Genomic DNA, 17,362 nt, shown 5'->3' on the forward strand with positions numbered 1-17,362 from the left:
TAGAAGATTCTGTGACACTCATCTATTTATTAAACTAAATTAAGTGTAATAAAAGTAAAATAAACGGGGGTTTTGTCGTTTTTATCATACAAAAATCCCCTGAAGATAGTTTGTCCTTCAGGGGATTGAACATACATGGTATTTATTTATCGTTTTCCTTTTAAATAAGGGGTACCAAGTGCTTTTGGTGCGTCTGCTCGTCCAATGAAGCCAGTAAGAGCTAGGATCGTCAGCACATATGGTGCAATGAGCATGTACACGTTCGGGATATCTTGAAACAGCGGAAGCAGAGAGCCAATGATGCTTAAGCTTTGTGCAAATCCAAAGAATAAAGCAGCGCCCATAGCGCCAAATGGGTGCCATTTCCCGAAAACAAGGGCGGCTAACGCAATGAAGCCTTGTCCTGTAATGGTGGCGTGTGAGAAGTCAAGAGCGATGGTCGATGCATACACGGCTCCACCAAGACCGCCAAATAGACCACTAATGAAGACGCCGATATAGCGCATCCGATATACCTTGATTCCCATTGTATCAGCTGCCATTGGATGCTCTCCGACTGCACGAAGTCGTAAGCCAAACGGCATTTTAAATAAAACAAACCAAGCGACAACCGCAAGAACTAATGCGAGAATGGACGTATAATACACATCTTTAAAGAAAATATCACCAATGATTGGAATGTCACTTAAAAGGGGAATATCTCCTTTATAGAAAGGTTCTGTAATTTTATCCGTTTGTGCTTTTCCATAAATCAGTTTGACAACAAACAGCGTAGCACCAAGGGCAAGCATGTTAATCGCAACACCACTGACCGTTTGATCTGCTCTGAACGTAATAGTGGCAACAGCGTGAATGAGTGAGAACACGCCGCCAATGGCCATACCAACAAGTAGACCGAGCCACGGGGTCAAGGCACCAAACGTATCAGCAAACATTAAGTTAAAGATAATACTAGAAAATGCTCCGACGACCATCAAACCTTCAAGACCGATATTGACGACACCTGATCTTTCTGAAAAGACGCCTCCAAGAGCGGTTAAAATAAGTGGTGCAGCATAAACGAGTGTAGCCGGGACGATGATTTCAAGAATTTGCAGAAATCCCACTTATTTTCCCCCCTTTTTCTTCAATTGTTGAATGACAAGACGGATGATATAGCTTGAGGCAACGAAAAGAATAATGATCGCAATCACAATATCAACGACCTCAGTCGGTACGCCAGATTCAAGCGGCATGTTTAAAGCACCGACTTTTAATCCACCAAGCAATAATGCAGCTAAGACGACACCAATAGCTGTATTTCCGCCTAATAAGGCAACAGCGATTCCGTCAAAACCAACGCCAGTGAAGGCATCTTTTATTGATGCATATTCAAAGGTTCCGAGCCCTTCCATCGCACCTGCAAGACCTGCAAAGGCACCAGAAATGAGCATGGAATATATAATGTTTTTTCTCACATTCATTCCAGCATATTGGGATGCGTGCTGATTCATACCAACAGCACGCAATTCAAACCCTTTAGAGGTTTTTTGGATAATGATCCACATAATAACGGCAGATAGGACAGCTACAATGATTCCGTTATGCATGCTTGAAAAATCAGTGATTTTTTCAAAAAAATCAGAGTGTAATGAGGCAGTCGAATTAATATTATCTGTTTTATCTTTATGATCTGTAAGAACATTTGTAATAATAAAATTAGTCACATGAAGTGCAATGTAGTTCATCATAATAGTGACAATCACTTCATGAACATAAAAACGTGCTTTTAAAAACCCAGGAATAAAGCCCCATAATGCACCAGCAGCAGCTGCAGTGATCAGTGCAAGAGGCAGGTGGATATACGCAGGTGCATGGACGGTTGTTCCTATCCATACAGATGCAATCCAGCCAATGAGAAGTTGACCTTCTACCCCGATATTAAAGAGGCCTGTCCGAAATGCAAAGGCAACAGCAAGTCCTGATAAAATATAAGGCGTGACTTGTCGGATGGTTTCTCCCATATAATACGTTTCACCGAATACGCCATTCCAAAGGGCGCTATAACCTTCGATGACACTATAACCGCTTGCCAGCATAATGATGGCCCCAACGAAAAGACCAAGTAAAATGGCTATAAGCGGAATCAGCAGATTTGTTAAGCGATTAGACATTTGCTTCTTTCCCCACTTCCTGTTGCGTACTTCCAGCCATTAACAGACCAAGTTCTTGCTCTGTTGTTTCTTTTGGATCAACAATGGCAATAATGCTGCCTTCGAAAATAACGGCAATCTTATCACTGACATTGATAATTTCATCAAGCTCAAAGGAGATGAGCAGAACGGCTTTGCCTGCATCCCTTTGTTCAATCAGACGCTTATGAACAAACTCAATGGCTCCGACGTCAAGTCCGCGTGTCGGCTGTGCGGCAATTAATAAATCAGGATTTCGGTCCACTTCACGGCCAATAATGGCTTTTTGCTGGTTACCCCCTGATAGCGCACGTGCTTCTGTATATTCACTAGGTGTCCGTACGTCGTATTCAGCAATGATTTGTTTTGCTTTTTGATAAATATTTTTCATATTCATCAAGCCAAACTTCGAATATGGACGCTGATAATACGTTTGTAAGGAAATATTTTCTCCAATTGAAAAATCAAGGACAAGTCCGTGCTTATGACGGTCTTGAGGAATGTGTCCGATACCAGATTCTGTGACCTTACGAGGCGGGAGATTTTGAATGGCTTTCCCGTTTAGCATGATCGTGCCAGATTCGGATTTTTTCAGACCTGTAATGGCTTCAATTAATTCAGATTGACCATTTCCGTCTACACCCGCAATTCCGACAATCTCACCAGCTTTCACTGATAAATTGAGTTGTTTCACGGCTTCAATTCCTCGCGTATCTTTGACAGTGAGATCTTGAATTTGCAAGACTTCTTCAGCAGGGGAGGCTGCTTTTTTGTCTGTTTTAAATGAGACTTCGCGGCCGACCATTAAGCTGGCAAGCTCGTCTTTGTTTGTGTGTTCCACATCAAGTGTACGAATACCTTGCCCTTTTCGGATAATGGTCACGCGATGACAGGCATCCATAATTTCTTTTAGCTTGTGGGTAATTAAAATAATGGATTTGCCTTCATTGATTAAGTTTTTCATAATTTGTATGAGTTCTTTTATTTCTTGAGGTGTTAAGACGGCTGTTGGTTCGTCGAAGATCAAGATGTCAGCGCCGCGGTATAGTGTTTTTAAGATTTCTGCTCGCTGCTGCATACCGACTGAGATGTCAGATACTTTAGCGGCAGGATCTATTTTCAGTCCATAACGGTCAGAAAGTTCCTGCACTTGCTGAATGGCTTGTTCTTTGTCAATCTTTCCAAATTTCTTTGGTTCTTTTCCTAAAATGATGTTTTCAGCCACAGTAAATGTATCAACTAGCATAAAATGCTGATGGACCATTCCAATGCCTAAATCACTTGCATCATTTGGACTTGAGATTGTAACCGGTTTTCCGTGTACCTTGATTTCACCTTTTTCAGGCTGATACAGTCCGAAAAGCACGTTCATAAGCGTTGATTTTCCAGCGCCGTTTTCACCAAGCAGCGCATGAATTTCGCCCTTTTTTAGCTGTAGCGTAATGTTATCATTTGCTACAATGCCAGGGAATTCTTTGCGTATATTCAACATTTCAATGACATAATCCACAGGTTTAACCGCTCCTTTTTTAGGGTGCTGATGAAGATAAAAACTAGCAAAAGAAAAGCTGCAAAACAAGGCTGCAGCTTTTCTTTTACCACCTTTTACGAATAAAGAGGAGGTAAAGGAGAGGCAAGGGGATAAGACGCGCTTATCCCGATGCACAAATTAAGCTTTAAAATCTTTTAGTTCATCACGTGTTGCAGGGATTTTCACTTCACCCTTGATGATTTTTTGTTTCCATTCTTCGATTTTCTTCAATACATCTTTATCAAGATTCTCTTGAGATGGAGAGATGTCAACGCCGCCTTCTTTCAGACCGTACGTGATGACTTCGCCACCAGGGAATTTACCTTCTTTTGCTTTTGTTGTTAAGTCTTGTACCGCTGTGTCTACTTTCTTAATCATAGAAGTAAGAGTGACACTTTGTTTTGTTCCAGGTACTTTACCTTCGTCATACTGGTCTTTATCAACACCAATGACCCAAACATTTCGATTTGGATCTGCCTTTTTTAAATTGGTTGCTTCTGTAAAGACACCCGTTCCAGTACCTCCAGCTGCATGATAAATAATGTCAACGCCAGATTTGTACATACTTTCAGCTGTTGCTTTACCGATGTCTGCTTTATCAAATGCACCAGCATATTTCACTTCAACTTTTGCTTTTGGATTAGCTGCTTCAACGCCTGCACGGAAACCAACTTCGAATTTTCTGATTAATTCAGAATCAACGCCGCCAACAAAACCAATTTTGTTTGATTTTGTAGAAAGAGCCGCTGCAACACCTACAAGGAATGACCCTTCGTTTTCGTTAAATGTAATACTAGCTACGTTCTTCTTATCAACAACTGCATCCACAATTGCAAATTTGGAATCTTTTCGCTGATCAGCTATTTTAGAAATGGCACTCTCCATTTTATAGCCGATACCATAAATCAGGTTAAATTTTTGTCTAACAAGTGTATTTAAATTTGTTGGATAATCTGCATCCGTTTTGGATTGTAAGTAATCAAAGCCGTTTTTACCTTTTGTTAAATTGTTGTCTTTCCCAAATGCTTGTAAACCTTCCCAAGCAGATTGGTTAAACGATTTGTCATCGACACCACCGACATCAGTTACCATTGCAACAGTGAATTGATCTTTATCTTTTTTGTTTTCACCGCTGTTTGAGCCAGAGTTGCCGCATGCTCCAAGGATGGTTCCTGCTGCTACGACTAAGGACAATGCAAGTCCAATTTTGCGCTTCTTCAAAACATAACCCCCTATAAAATTTAAAAGTTTCAGAAAAGTCTCGCGAAAAAAGACCGACTCTTGCCTTCCCCTATCCTTGTGAAAAGGGTATTTTATCCTGCATTCTTTTAAAATTGATGGAAACAGGAGAGAAGATGTAAGACATCAGACTTATATCTCGTTGAACTAATCAATCATAATTTATCATTTCCCATCGAATAAATAAATAGAAATTTGTTTTATTTTTAAAAAAATGTTAAAAGGCTAAATTCGATGTCTTTTTATGTGCTGAAATATGATATAATGCCGCTTTTATGATGTGCTCTACTACAGTGGAACCACTGATATCAAGGGGTTTGTGACATCGTATGCCATAAAAAAACATCTGGCCTTTGTGAAAGGTCAGATGTGTCAAATTAAAGATATTGCTGAATCAAATTCATGTTGCTTGTATTCAGTTTATATTGGAAAACAGGGCGGCCGATTGTCCCGTATGCCATCTCCACATCAACCACTTCGATATCCTCAAGAAATTTCAAATATTTTCTAATCGAAACTTGGGAGATTTCAGTATGATTGGCTAGGTCTTCGGTCGTGAAAGCCTGCTGACCGAATGATTGGATGCTTGTCCAGATGAGTTTGAGTGTGCTCTTCGTCAGGCCTTTTGGCAGCAGGACTTTTTCCGCCTCTGCTTTTTTATGAAAAAGCTTCGCGTCTAAATCATTTTGAGAGATGCTGTTCATCGTTTGGTATAGGGCATGTTTTCTTTTATATTCTGCCAGTGCTGATTGGAAGCGTTCAAACTCAAAAGGTTTGATTAAATAGTCGACAGCTCCGTTTCGCATCGTTTGCTGTACGACATCCACTTCATTTGCAGCTGAAATGACGATGACGTCAACGGAATGATTTTGCTGACGAATTTCTGATAATAGGGCGAGCCCATTTTGTCCAGGCATATAAATATCAAGCAATACAAGGTGAATGATTTCTGATTTTAAGATGTCTAGTGCCTTCTGAAATGAGGTGGCAATCCCTTTTAATTCAAATCCTTCTATTTGGGTCAAGTAGCGTTTATTCAGCTCCCCGACCATTGGGTCATCTTCTACGATCAACACATTAATCATGTGAATCCTCCTTTTGTTTATATGGAATACGGAGACTAAAGGTCGTTCCTTCTCCTTTTTCGCTAGTGACGATCATATGTCCGTTCAGTTTTTTGATGCTTTGGTCAACAAAATAAAGGCCAAATCCTCTGTCTTCTCCTTTTGTTGAAAAGCCTTGATCAAACATAATGTCCTGTTCTTCTTTTGTCAGACCGACCCCTGTGTCTGTAATTTCAATATGAAGCTGCTCTTGGACATATCTGAATGAGATGGAGATATTTTTGTTCTCTGTATGGGAAACGGCATCGAGTGCGTTATTTAACAGATTACCGATGACCGTAATAAGGTCATGCGTGACTGCTGGGTCCTCCGAGTTTGGTACCTGTGTACTGCAATTGACTTCTAAAGCTGCGCCTTGTTCTCTGATGTAGCTTTGTTTTCCTAGTAAAAACCCGGCTAAGACTGAGTTTTTCACATGGTTGATGATTTCATTTGTTTCTGTCTGCTGATAAATCGCAATATCTTTAATATAGGTGCCAAGGTCATCATAGTTCTTTAGCTGTACCAATCCTAAAATGACATGAAGCTTGTTCATAAATTCGTGTGACTGGGCACGAAGTGCATTGGCATACATCTTCACCCCGCTCAGCTGCTCAGCCAGGTGTTTGACTTCTGTTTTGTCACGGAAGGTTGCGATCGCTCCGACAATTTCCCCTTTTACCGTAATCGGCACCTCATTAAAGACAAGCTCCAGTCCGTTCATTCTGACATCGCGATCAAGCAGCGGTTTCCGTGTTTCGATTACTTGCTTTAAGCCGCTTGAAGGAAGAAGGGCCTGTACATCTTGTTCTCTAGGGTCAACCATAATGCCCATATTATGAAAAAGACGTTTAGCTTCTGCATTTGCCAGCTTTATTTTACCGTGCTGATCGACGGCAAGAATGCCTTCTTTTGTTGATTCTAGCATAGCGCTTCGTTCTTTTAATAATGTGGCAATTTCATCTGGCTCTAGTCCAAACATAATCTTCTTTACTTTACGTGCCACAATGAGTGCACCGATAATGCCAGATAAAAGGCTTAGCGATGTGACAAAGTAGAGCGGGAGCAGGCTTTGATGAATAATTAAATCAATTTCCTTTAATGTAATACCAACTGCCACAGCCCCGAGCTGCTTGCCATCTTGGTTATAAACAGGAACAAAGGCACGCATGGACTTGCCAAGTGTTCCAGATGCGGTACTAATATGTTCTTTACCCTGTAATGCCGGTTTTTCATCACCGCCAGCAAACCGCTTCCCAATCTTTTGCGGATTCGGATGTGTTTTGCGGATACCGTTCATATCCATGACGACAACGAATTCGGTTTTGGTAATACGCTGAACACTTGTTGTATATTTTCGCAGTGCTGTATATGATTGATCTTTTTCCAATGATTTTGCTGTGATCGGAGCCTCTGCGACCATTTTGGCAGTGGAGAGGGCGATATCACGTTCCTGCTGATGAATATTCTTGGCTGTTTCTGACCAGATCGTAAAGAATGTGATACAGAGGGAGATCAGGACAACAATACAGACAAAGATCGTCAGCCGTGTTTGCAGTCTTAAAGTTTTTTTCACGAGTATACCCCTAACGCGCAATTTTTTCGTAATAGTAATACTTTAACGGGAAAATGTAAGTTTGTGAAGGAATGTACGTGCAAAATCACAAATTTGATTTAGATTCCAGTTTACTTGGAAAGCATCTTGTCAATCCGTTTTAAGTGAGCCATAATAAAAATGAGCTTATGAGAAAGGATCTATTTATGAAAAATACATATTTGACTGGATATTTTCCGCTGATTTCAATTTTGCTATTCAGCTCTGCCTTTTCTATTTTTACAGTAGGTATCACGACTGACTTCTTGACCCAAGCAGGAATTTTAAAAGGAATGCTGGAATTTTTCTCTGAACAGGGCATTCGTCTTGCTTTATTTGCCGCATTTGCACTTGTTTATTTTATGATTTTATCTGCTTTAAAACTCATTGCAGATACGGTGTTAGAGTTGGCGCTGCTCTTTTTTGCAAAGGACCCTGAAGGGGAGAACTTAAAGAAAATTCGGATTGCATCGGTTGTCTATTTGTTTGCCAGCTTACTTGCATTTCTATTGACGCAGCAGCTCATTTTGCTTGTTGGACTTTTTGTTTTAGCAAGTCTCGTCTATTTTATCTGGGTTGTGGTACGCATTTATCAATCACTTTCTATGCTGAATTTAATTGGGTTTATGATGTTTAATCTGCTGTTTTGGGCCACATTTTTGATCGGCATTTTGTACTTATTTATTAAGCTTTATAACAGTGTGATGGCGAGTCTGCCAGCTTAATCAGACGAAAGAAAGCATCCTCCGATGATGGAGGATGCTTTTTTTATGGAAGAAACCGCTTCTGAATATCAGGTGTAGGCATCATGCAGGATGTTTTTTGACCAAACCATTTGTAGCGATTCTTTGCAATGAGTTGATAAAACCAGTCACGGATTGGACGAGGGATCGCGAGGAGTAAATAGCTCCATCTGTATATCCCTTTTAAATGCCGCGCTGCTTTTAAGATGCCTGTTGACTTCATATAAAGGGTCCCATTTTCAATATAAATGAATGAATTGAACTCATCTAAAGGCAAGCCGTTTTCTTTTAAAACACGCTGCCCTGTATCTGATTGTAAAGAAGCAAACATCATCCGCTCATTCGGATCGCGCTTGATGATAAACTGAACAGCACCACTGCACACGTTGCAGACACCGTCAAATAAAATGAAGTGAGAGGGTTGTGTTGAATGCATCGCAATCAAACCTCCTGTTTATCTAGCGTATTGCATAGTTTGTTTCCAAATACGTAAGTGCGGGCTTGAACTATAAATAGATTCAACGGTTCCTCTATCTCTTCCTACCCATACACCCATTGTGTATTGATCTGTCAGGCCAACAAACCAAATGTCTTTGTAGTCATTGGATGTCCCTGTTTTTCCCCCAATATAAGGAGAATTGAAATTCGCCTTTTTCCCTGTTCCACTTTTCACAACAGAGGCAAGCAGCTTGCGCATTGTTTCATTTGTACGCTGAGAATAGATTTGCTTCGGCGACTCTTTCCACTTGTAAAGGGTTTTGCCGTTTAAGTCTGTGACCTTTGTAATGGAGTGATTTCGCGTATAGGCACCTTGATTGCCAAACACGGTATATGCATCGGTTATTTCTAGCGGCGAGAAGCCTTTTGTAAATCCTCCAAGTGCAGAAGGGAGACGGTAATCATCTGCGACAATATGTTCGAATGAAAACTTTTCTAAATAGCTGAAGCCTTTTTTGACACCGACTGTATCAAGCATACGAATCGCTGGTGTATTGTAAGAGTTCTTAAAGGCTGTTTCAAGTGTTACAGTTCCATACGTTTTATGATTATAGTTTTGCGGGCAATATCCGCTACTGCAAAACTTGCCGGCACTGATTTTGCTTGATGCCGTGGCACCGGTTTGATCAATATAAGGGCCATAATCTAACAGCGGCTTAATGGCGGAACCTGGTTGTCTTTGCGCTTGATAGGCGTAGTTGAAATCAAATTTTTTATAATTCTTCCCGCCAGCAAGTGCGACGATTTGATGGGTTTGGTGGTTAATGACTGCTGAACCGCCTTCCACACCTTGATAAGGCAATTGTGCATTGAGCTGATAAACCGCTCTTTGTTGTAAGGAAGGGTCTAGTGCTGTATAAATCTTCACACCATCTTGAAGCAATGCACTAACCTTTTCTGATAATTCTTTTTGAATTGCCTTTTTTGCGCCAGGTGTTTTGGCTTTTTTCAATCGTTTTGTAAAGCCTTCCTGATCAGACACCAGATCGGTAAATTCTTCATTGGCGTATGTCACATAGTCAGGGTAAAGATTTTTCTTTTCACTTAAGGACAAGCTGATTTTTTCTTTCACTGCTTTTTTGTATTGCTTCTTAGTAATGACACCATCTTTTTCTAAAATACCAAGCAGCCGTTCCTGGCGTTTTTTTGTATGTTTGAATTGTTTCAATGGGTCATACAGCGTAGGGTTGTTAGGAATCGCAGAAATAAATGCCATCTGTGCAAGCGTCAAAGAACTAAGCGGCTTATCAAAATAGTAATTAGCCGCAGAACCGACACCGTAAACCCCGTTACTGAAATAAATCGTATTTAAATAGCTTTCGAGAATTTCCTCTTTTGTAAATTTTCGCTCGAGCTCATAGGAATAGAGCAGTTCTGTAAACTTTCGGCTGAATGAACGTTCATGACTTAAATATAAATTACGGGATAACTGTTGTGTGATGGTGCTAGCGCCTTGGCTAATGCCATGGTTTTTCACATTTGCGGCAAGGGCACGAATCACGCCCATAAAGTCAATGCCTTTATGGTCATAAAAGTTGCGGTCCTCTGATCGGAGGAACAGCTCCTTGACGGAATCAGGAATTTTATCGTACTTCACGAAAACACGGTTCTCATCGTTTGATACGATCTCAGAGATAAGAGAACCATCTCGATCATACATATAACTGTTTTGGGAAAAGTCTACCTTTTCCAGCTTGATTTTTTGATCAAGCACTTCGTTAACAGGTTTTACACTTGCGGCTTCTTCCTTTGATAGATAAAAAGTCAGAACAAATAATGGAATGAGGGCAACAAGTAATAACCATCCAATGATTGCACGAAACATGAGGTCACTCACTTTCTTCGGATTTCTAGCCATATCGTACCATTCTTTTGCGATTACGAGAAGGTTATTTTTAGAAAAGAATAGACGTGAAGTCTAGTAAACAAGGCATTTAGACAGAAAGAAAAGAGTATCTGATGATGGATCAGACACTCCTCTCTTTTGACTTTGATTGTGAGCGGACCGCCCATAAAAATAATGCCCCGAAAAGGAAAATGCCGGCGGTGACATAAAAGACAGCTGGAATTCCGTAATGACTCGCCACAATGCCACCTATGACGGGTCCGACGACATTTCCAAGAAAGCGGAAGCTGACATTGTAACCAAGCACTTCCCCTTGCATAGAGGCAGGCGCTTTGATGCGAATATAGGCCGTCGTACAAGGAATGATGCCGCCTAGTGCCATCCCGTATAAGAAACGGAAGATCACTAACATCCCGTAGGAATCCGCCATCGCTTGCGGGATGAATAAAATGGAGGAGAGGATGAGAAGGGCTAGCAGCACCTTATCGTGACCAATTCGATCTCCAAGGTCTCCCCATTTCCGTGTAAACAGCAAATTGCCAAGCCCCGTTGCAGAAAACGCCAGTCCTGCATAAAAGGCAAGGTTGACTGGGCCGTGTAAATCATGAATGTACAAGGCTAAAAGCGGCTGAATACTAAAGTTCCCGACTTGCGTAATAAATGTGAGCAGCATGGTGACGACAAGTAAAGGCTGTTTGAAAATATGGACAAGGACATCCTTCCGTGAGTAAGAAACCCGTTTTGCTTCTTTTGAACGGATCGGCTGTTCTTTCACACCGAAGATAATGACAATCGCTGACACATATATGACAGCAGCTGTTAAGAAAAATGTATAAATGAATCCGACACTGTCTGCCATAAATCCACCCATTAATGGACCGAATAACCCTCCGGCGACATTACTCATCTGCATCGTACCAAGGGTCTTACCGGCTGTTGCCTTTTCGGTCTGTGCAGAAATCAGTGCCATCGAAGTCGAAATAAAGCCTGTCACAAGCCCCATGAAAAGCCTTAACGCAAATAGTTGATAAACGGTTTGAACAAGCCCCATTAATAAAATGCTTGTTGCAATCCCAATGCCGTTAATGAGCAAAATCTTTTTATAGCCATGCCGGTCACCAATCCGTCCCCAAATTGGAGAAATGAGAAAGGCTGTTAAAAACGTAACCCCAAAGACATAGCCGCTCCATCTTTGAACAAATTCATTCGAATAACTGCTATCAAGAGACTCTATGTAAAGTGATAAAAAAGGGACGATCATTGTAATGCTGGCAGATACAAAAAAGTTCACAAACCACATGATGTACAAGTTTTTCTTCCTGTTTGTGATAAAGACCACCTTCTTTATTTATTTCGTGTTCCTTAATAATTATAAAGGAAAATAAACGATCTTTCATCTGATGAATAGGTTGGGCATAGTGAATCTGCATTATTTTCACGAAAATGAAGTGATTTCAAAGTCCGTCTTAATATAATAGTAGCAGGATGGAAAACAGACGAGAAAGTGGGGTGAGACTGATGGAACAGAAGACGCTGCTTGTGGTCGATTTTGAATTTACGATGCCTGATGGGAAATATCATCCGCAAAATTTTTTCCCGGAAATCATTGAGGCCGGTGTCGTCAAAGCATCAAATGAAACGATCATAGACACATTCTCAAGCTATGTCAAACCGAAAAAGTTCCCGAAGCTGACAAAGCGCTGTAAATCGTTCCTTGGCATTACGCAGCAGGATGTAGAAAGCGGGATTTCTTTTGAGGCGTTTATCGAGAAGCTCGTGTCACTCGATGGGGGAGAAGACTGTGAGATTATCACATGGGGAAATATGGACATGAAGGTACTGAAGCAAAACTGTATGCTCAATCATATTGGTTTTCCTTTTAAGGGGAATCAAAGGGATCTGGCTTTTGAATATAAAACCTTTTTTGGGGATAGAACACTCACAGGACTTCGGAAAGCAGCTAAGGAGTACGGCAGTGAAGGAGCTGGTAAGCATCATAAAGCACTCGATGATGCCATGACCACTTATCAGCTGTTCACCCTTTTTGAAAAAGATCGATCCTATGTGGAAAATCCGCAAACAACCAAAATTGGTGAACTCATTGACTTCTCTCACTTTTTTGATTCGGCAGATTAGCGGGCGTCTTCTGGAAAATAATCTTTTTCAAGAGAAGAGAGGCACGCTCTTGATTTTTCAGCCCACTTGGAATCATCCGCACTGAGCCCTTTTTTCAATTTGTCTACGGCATCTTTCAGCGATACTTGATAATTAGGTATGTCGCCATCATAAGGCTTGACCATATGATGAGGGATATTCGTCTGTTCCCTAAAGGCCAAAGCCCGTCTTTCCTGAAAAAAAGGTACGTCCGCTTCTTTTGGATGATGCAGGTCACCTTGAGTGGGGTGTGTTAAAACCGCTTTTACTTGAACGAGATAAGTAGATGGTTTAATGGCTGTCACTTCCCCAATGTAAACACCTGTTTTGTAAAAACCTTTCACGATTTGTCCAATCTGAATGTCTGTCATATGAAATTCCTCCATTTCCTTCGTTCGCATAAGAAGGTATTTCCTTTCTTTTAGCCAATATAGTGAAGTAAACGAGCAAAAGGGGGAAGAGCGAATCATGTCGTTCATCATATTCTTTCTACTGTATTTTCCTGAAGATAAAAGGGAGTATATCCCTGCGGCAATCACGACGGTGCTTTTCTTTGCTGCTGCATTTATTTGCTTTCGTCTGATCGTTCGTGCTTCTAAGAAGCAGGAGCAGATCGATGAAAAAAGGACAAAAAAAATGGATTGATCATTTTCTTCTTGTATCTTCAGGAAACTTCACGGTGACTGTTGTACCAGACTGCAATGAGCTTTTGAAACGAATGGTTCCATGATGATTTTCAATGATGGAAAATGTTACTGTCAGCCCAAGCCCTGTTCCTTTATTTTTCAATGTGTAATAGGGTTCACCAAGCTTTTTCATTTGGCTTTCTGACATGCCTACACCGTTATCAACGAAATAAAGGCAGATTCGATGATTTTCTTTTGAAGCAAACAGTTCGATTTTACCTTCGTGTTCGGGCGCTGCTTCAATTGCATTTTTGATTAAATTAATCATGACTTGTTTGATTTTCGTTTCATCACCTTGGATGTATAAGTCTGGTTCAATCGATTGATGAATCGTGACCGACTTAAAATTCGCATAGGATGTCATCAGCGATGCACACTCTTCAAGTAATTTAGATAAATTGAGAGACTCAATTTGATAATAATTTTGTTTCGCAATATCAAGATAGCTCGTAATAATATCCTGCGCACGGTCAAGTTCAGATAAAACGAGATTTTTATAATCTTTATTGGTTGACGGCTCTTTCGTATTGTCACTTGAAAAGAGCAGTTGGATAAATCCTCTCACCACCGTCAGTGGATTGCGAACTTCATGGGCGACACTTGCTGCAAGTTCACTCACAATCGTCAGTTTCTCTGATTGGACAAGCTGTGTTCTCATTTGCGCATTCTCTTTCACAAACTCAATGGAATAAATACTCAGCACAAGAAAGAATATGTAGTAAAGAGTTGAGAAAAATAATTCGAGCAGCTTTTGCTGCATAATGAATGCAGGGCTGTACTCTATTAAGCTGACCACAAGCAGTCCAATGTAAATAAACATCCCTTTTGATAACGCAATCAGGACTCCGTATAACAGCTTTCTCTGCTTAGAATATTGGCGCCATTTCCGGTAAAGCAGGAAAGGAATGAAAAAGTAAATCGGTACAACAATCAATCCAACCCATAAAAAAGAGCCATACATCACGAACTTTACGGTTGAACTAACCAAGATAGCGACGATTCCGGCGGTATATCCCCCGTATAAAATAGCCAGTACAAGGGGAATCGATTGAAGCCCAGTCTGCAAATCTAAAATCGAACCAACTGGATACATAATACATAGTGCTGATGAAATGGATGCAAATATGGTGATGAGCAGTTTATTCGTTTTAGGGAAATGAGCAGGGGTCCGGCTTAGCCATAGTGCATGATATAAAAAGATTGGAAATAGAATAAAAGATACATGGAGCAGAAAATCCTTGAACATTTCCATTTAAATGCTCTCCTCGTAAATAATTGTAATTCCTCTCATTATATCATTTCATGTACAAAGTAGATATGATAATAGGAGGGTTTTTTTCTTTAAAAAGAACACCCGCTAGGATGTTCTTTTGATAGAAATGGTTTTATTCGGATGATAGAGTGAATGCTTGATGAAGGCGCTTCAGACCTTCTTTCACTGTTCCGGCAGGACAGCCTAGATTCATTCGAATAAAGCCGTCTCCTTCGTGCCCATATACGTTTCCGAGCTCTAGTATGACCTTGCCCTTTTTCAGCAGATTACGTTTCAATTCTGCTTGAGTGAGCTCATAATCACGAATATCCAGCCATAATAGATAAGAAGCATCTGGTTTCATATAACGCATGCTCGGCAGATATTCATCAATATAATCCATTGCGATCTTCATATTATTTTCGAGATAAAGAACAAGTGAATCAAGCCACTCATCTCCGTGGCGATAGGCCGCCTCCATGGCAGGAATCGCAAAGGCATTCAGTTTAGACAATCCATTTCTTTGCAATTCATTGGTGAAAAGGGTTCTTTTTTCTTCATCAGAAATGATAATGGCAGATGCCTGAAGACCAGCTAAATTAAATGTTTTACTCGGTGCAATACACGTTACCGTGATGTTAGCTATCTCATCAGAAAGGCTGGCAAAAGGCACATGCGGCTGTCCGTAAAGCATCAGATCGGAATGAATTTCATCTGACACGACGGTGACACCGTACTGTACACATAGATCTCCTACACGCTTTAATTCCTCTTTTGACCAAGCTCTCCCTGAAGGATTATGCGGATGACAAAGAAACATCAGCTTTGCTTCTGGTCTGCTTAATTTTTTCTCTAAATCATCAAAATCCATCATGTAACGGTTGTTTTCTATTTTTAAAGGATTGGTTGAGACGATACGTCCATTTCTTTCAATCATTTGGTAGAAGGGCGTATACACCGGTGACTGAATGACCACTTCATCATTCGGAGCTGTAAAGGCTTGTACCGCAAAACTAAGTGCTGTCACGATACCTGGTGTGAAGGTGACGGCATCTGTTTGTATCGTCCAACTGTGTCTTCTTTTGAGCCAGTCAGCTACTGCTTGCTGCGTTTCCTGATCCTGAAATGCATAGCCGAATACACCGTGATCTAATCGTTCTTTTAAAGCATCAAGCACGACTTGGGGCGCTTTAAAATCCATATCTGCGACCCACATTGGCAGCGCATCTGTTGTCAGGAACAAAGACTCTGCTTGATCCCATTTGACTGATTTTGAACCTTTACGTATGATCTGTTCGTCGAAATTCATGAAACCCACCTCTAGCCGTTTTTCAACCACTCTTGGTTGTGCTAAAATAAACATCACAAAATTTATTATAAGCGGTGATCCCCATGAAAGATAGTCAAGTTGTGGAAGAGATGATTCAAATCATTAAGGCATGGGACCCTTTTCAGTATGGAGAGGACTTTTACGAAACGGAGCCTGCTGACGTCATCAGTGCCTTATACGACGCAGAAGACCCGTTATCTTTCGCGAAAGACATTCAAGCCATTTACCATCACTCATTTGATCAGCTTCTTCCGATGGAAAGCTGCCAGCATATCGCAAATCAGCTTTTTGTCATAAGAGAAGGTAGCTCCTGCTCGTTTTAAGACAGGCTGAAATGACCAATTTGATCAGACACAAAGACCGGATTTTCCTCAGGGATGAGGTGCCCGGTTTTTTTTAATGCGTGAAAGGTTGAATGCGGCAGATCCTTGTGCAGTCTTTCGCCAATTTGAATAGGAACGATCCGGTCTTCCTCCCCCCAAATCAGCAGGACAGGTGTCTCCATTTTCTTTAAGACATCTGACGCTAAATCTCCTTCCCTGTGCCGAATCAAACGAAAAATACCTCTAAAAATTTGGTCATCTGAAAAAGGCTTTAAATATCCGTCCACCATCTCTTGATCAATAATCGAATGATCATGCACAACAGCGGTTAAATTTTTCATAATACCTTGCTTGAACAACTTTCTTTTTAAATAGAGATAAAAATAAGGAATATATGTGCTGTAAACTAGCGACTTTTTGGACTTATTCATATACCCTGAACTGCATAAAAGAACGGCTTTTTCAAATAGGTCGGGACGCTCAGAGGCAGCATATAAAGCAATTTGTCCCCCCATGGAATGCCCCACGAGGATCGCATGCTGAATCTGCAAATAACCAGCTAGTTCAATGATGATTTTTGCCATGTTGCGATAGCTGTAAATGAACGTATTTGATTTTTCGGACTGCCCGAATGGAGGCAGATCAATCGCAATTAAATTGAAGTCTTGTTTCAGAAGCGGGATGAGCTTTCGATAGCTGAAGGTAGATGAGAAAAGGCCGTGAATCAAAATCAATGTCTTCTTACCTTCATTTGGATAGTGTTCGTAATAGATATCTAAACCGAATTTACTTTTCATATAGGATGGCTGTACAATGTCCACACTCATCAACTCCGATATTTGATACTCACTCTCTGTTAGGTGACTGTATTGTACCCTAAAAAGTGGATTTT

17 protein-coding genes are annotated in these 17,362 nt (G+C 40.8%); 4 read left to right on the top strand and 13 right to left on the bottom strand.

Translation table 11 applies throughout. The annotated features are described in order from the left end of the window. Positions 1-146 precede the first annotated feature (146 nt). From ACTJJQ_RS08675 to malK, 6 genes are all read right to left on the bottom strand, one after another. Complete coding sequence (locus ACTJJQ_RS08675) at positions 147-1,106, bottom strand: ABC transporter permease (protein ID WP_008345835.1); 960 nt, start codon at positions 1,104-1,106, stop codon at positions 147-149. Next, on the bottom strand, positions 1,107-2,153 hold the full coding sequence (locus tag ACTJJQ_RS08680; RefSeq protein ID WP_440600116.1) for an ABC transporter permease: 1,047 nt from the start codon (positions 2,151-2,153) through the stop codon (positions 1,107-1,109). Continuing rightward, the gene (locus tag ACTJJQ_RS08685; protein WP_017358950.1) at positions 2,146-3,681 is read right to left on the bottom strand and encodes an ABC transporter ATP-binding protein; all 1,536 of its coding nucleotides are present in this window, start codon (positions 3,679-3,681) and stop codon (positions 2,146-2,148) included. Before ACTJJQ_RS08685 ends, ACTJJQ_RS08680 begins: the two co-directional genes overlap by 8 nt. Positions 3,682-3,840: 159 nt before the next feature. Beyond that, positions 3,841-4,923, bottom strand: coding sequence for a BMP family lipoprotein (locus ACTJJQ_RS08690; RefSeq protein WP_017358951.1), 1,083 nt, complete (start codon positions 4,921-4,923; stop codon positions 3,841-3,843). Between the two features lie 395 nt (positions 4,924-5,318). After that, entirely contained in the window at positions 5,319-6,026 is a 708-nt protein-coding gene (locus ACTJJQ_RS08695) for a response regulator (RefSeq protein ID WP_050826562.1), read from the bottom strand. Continuing rightward, on the bottom strand, positions 6,019-7,620 hold the full coding sequence (malK, locus tag ACTJJQ_RS08700; protein WP_017367953.1) for a malate sensor histidine kinase MalK: 1,602 nt from the start codon (positions 7,618-7,620) through the stop codon (positions 6,019-6,021). The genes ACTJJQ_RS08695 and malK overlap by 8 nt, the downstream gene beginning before the upstream one ends. 185 nt (positions 7,621-7,805) lie before the next feature. Here malK and ACTJJQ_RS08705 point away from each other — a divergent pair, with 185 nt between their 5' ends. Continuing rightward, positions 7,806-8,363, top strand: coding sequence for a YufK family protein (locus ACTJJQ_RS08705; RefSeq protein ID WP_017367952.1), 558 nt, complete (start codon positions 7,806-7,808; stop codon positions 8,361-8,363). Between the two features lie 43 nt (positions 8,364-8,406). Here ACTJJQ_RS08705 and ACTJJQ_RS08710 read toward each other — a convergent pair whose 3' ends face one another. From ACTJJQ_RS08710 to ACTJJQ_RS08720, 3 genes are all read right to left on the bottom strand, one after another. Beyond that, positions 8,407-8,817: a thiol-disulfide oxidoreductase DCC family protein gene (locus tag ACTJJQ_RS08710; RefSeq protein ID WP_058336862.1), complete on the bottom strand. Its 411-nt coding sequence runs from the start codon at positions 8,815-8,817 to the stop codon at positions 8,407-8,409. Positions 8,818-8,835: 18 nt separating this feature from the next. Continuing rightward, complete coding sequence (locus ACTJJQ_RS08715) at positions 8,836-10,737, bottom strand: transglycosylase domain-containing protein (RefSeq protein WP_440600117.1); 1,902 nt, start codon at positions 10,735-10,737, stop codon at positions 8,836-8,838. 109 nt (positions 10,738-10,846) lie between these two features. Further along, a complete protein-coding gene (locus ACTJJQ_RS08720; protein WP_241698631.1) occupies positions 10,847-12,025 on the bottom strand; it encodes an MFS transporter in 1,179 nt (392 codons plus the stop codon). Between the two features lie 218 nt (positions 12,026-12,243). Here ACTJJQ_RS08720 and kapD point away from each other — a divergent pair, with 218 nt between their 5' ends. Continuing rightward, on the top strand, positions 12,244-12,861 hold the full coding sequence (gene kapD / locus ACTJJQ_RS08725; protein WP_008345814.1) for a 3'-5' exonuclease KapD: 618 nt from the start codon (positions 12,244-12,246) through the stop codon (positions 12,859-12,861). On the opposite strand, the gene ACTJJQ_RS08730 is transcribed toward kapD, so the two are convergent. Further along, positions 12,858-13,250, bottom strand: a complete 393-nt coding sequence (locus tag ACTJJQ_RS08730) for a kinase-associated lipoprotein B (RefSeq protein WP_081114723.1) — start codon at positions 13,248-13,250, stop codon at positions 12,858-12,860. The two genes, kapD and ACTJJQ_RS08730, sit on opposite strands and share 4 nt — an antisense overlap. Before the next feature lie 97 nt (positions 13,251-13,347). Between ACTJJQ_RS08730 and ACTJJQ_RS08735 the strand changes: the two genes are divergently transcribed. Further along, a complete protein-coding gene (locus ACTJJQ_RS08735; protein WP_008345810.1) occupies positions 13,348-13,524 on the top strand; it encodes a hypothetical protein in 177 nt (58 codons plus the stop codon). Here the strand turns inward: ACTJJQ_RS08735 and ACTJJQ_RS08740 are convergent, their stop codons facing one another. Both ACTJJQ_RS08740 and ACTJJQ_RS08745 read right to left on the bottom strand, forming a co-directional pair. Beyond that, entirely contained in the window at positions 13,525-14,817 is a 1,293-nt protein-coding gene (locus ACTJJQ_RS08740) for a sensor histidine kinase (protein ID WP_008345807.1), read from the bottom strand. Between the two features lie 133 nt (positions 14,818-14,950). Continuing rightward, entirely contained in the window at positions 14,951-16,126 is a 1,176-nt protein-coding gene (locus tag ACTJJQ_RS08745) for a MalY/PatB family protein (RefSeq protein WP_168948556.1), read from the bottom strand. Positions 16,127-16,209: 83 nt separating this feature from the next. Between ACTJJQ_RS08745 and ACTJJQ_RS08750 the strand changes: the two genes are divergently transcribed. Continuing rightward, positions 16,210-16,470, top strand: a complete 261-nt coding sequence (locus tag ACTJJQ_RS08750) for a YugE family protein (RefSeq protein ID WP_216896023.1) — start codon at positions 16,210-16,212, stop codon at positions 16,468-16,470. Here the strand turns inward: ACTJJQ_RS08750 and ACTJJQ_RS08755 are convergent. Continuing rightward, positions 16,467-17,291 carry an alpha/beta fold hydrolase gene (locus tag ACTJJQ_RS08755; RefSeq protein ID WP_017358960.1) on the bottom strand — a complete coding sequence of 275 codons (825 nt, stop codon included), beginning with the start codon at positions 17,289-17,291 and terminating at the stop codon, positions 16,467-16,469. The genes ACTJJQ_RS08750 and ACTJJQ_RS08755 overlap by 4 nt on opposite strands. Positions 17,292-17,362: the final 71 nt, after the last annotated feature.

Origin of the sequence: Bacillus sp. 22483 (assembly GCF_052044605.1) — a bacterium.
Classification (GTDB): Bacteria; Bacillota; Bacilli; order Bacillales; family Bacillaceae; genus Bacillus; species Bacillus altitudinis.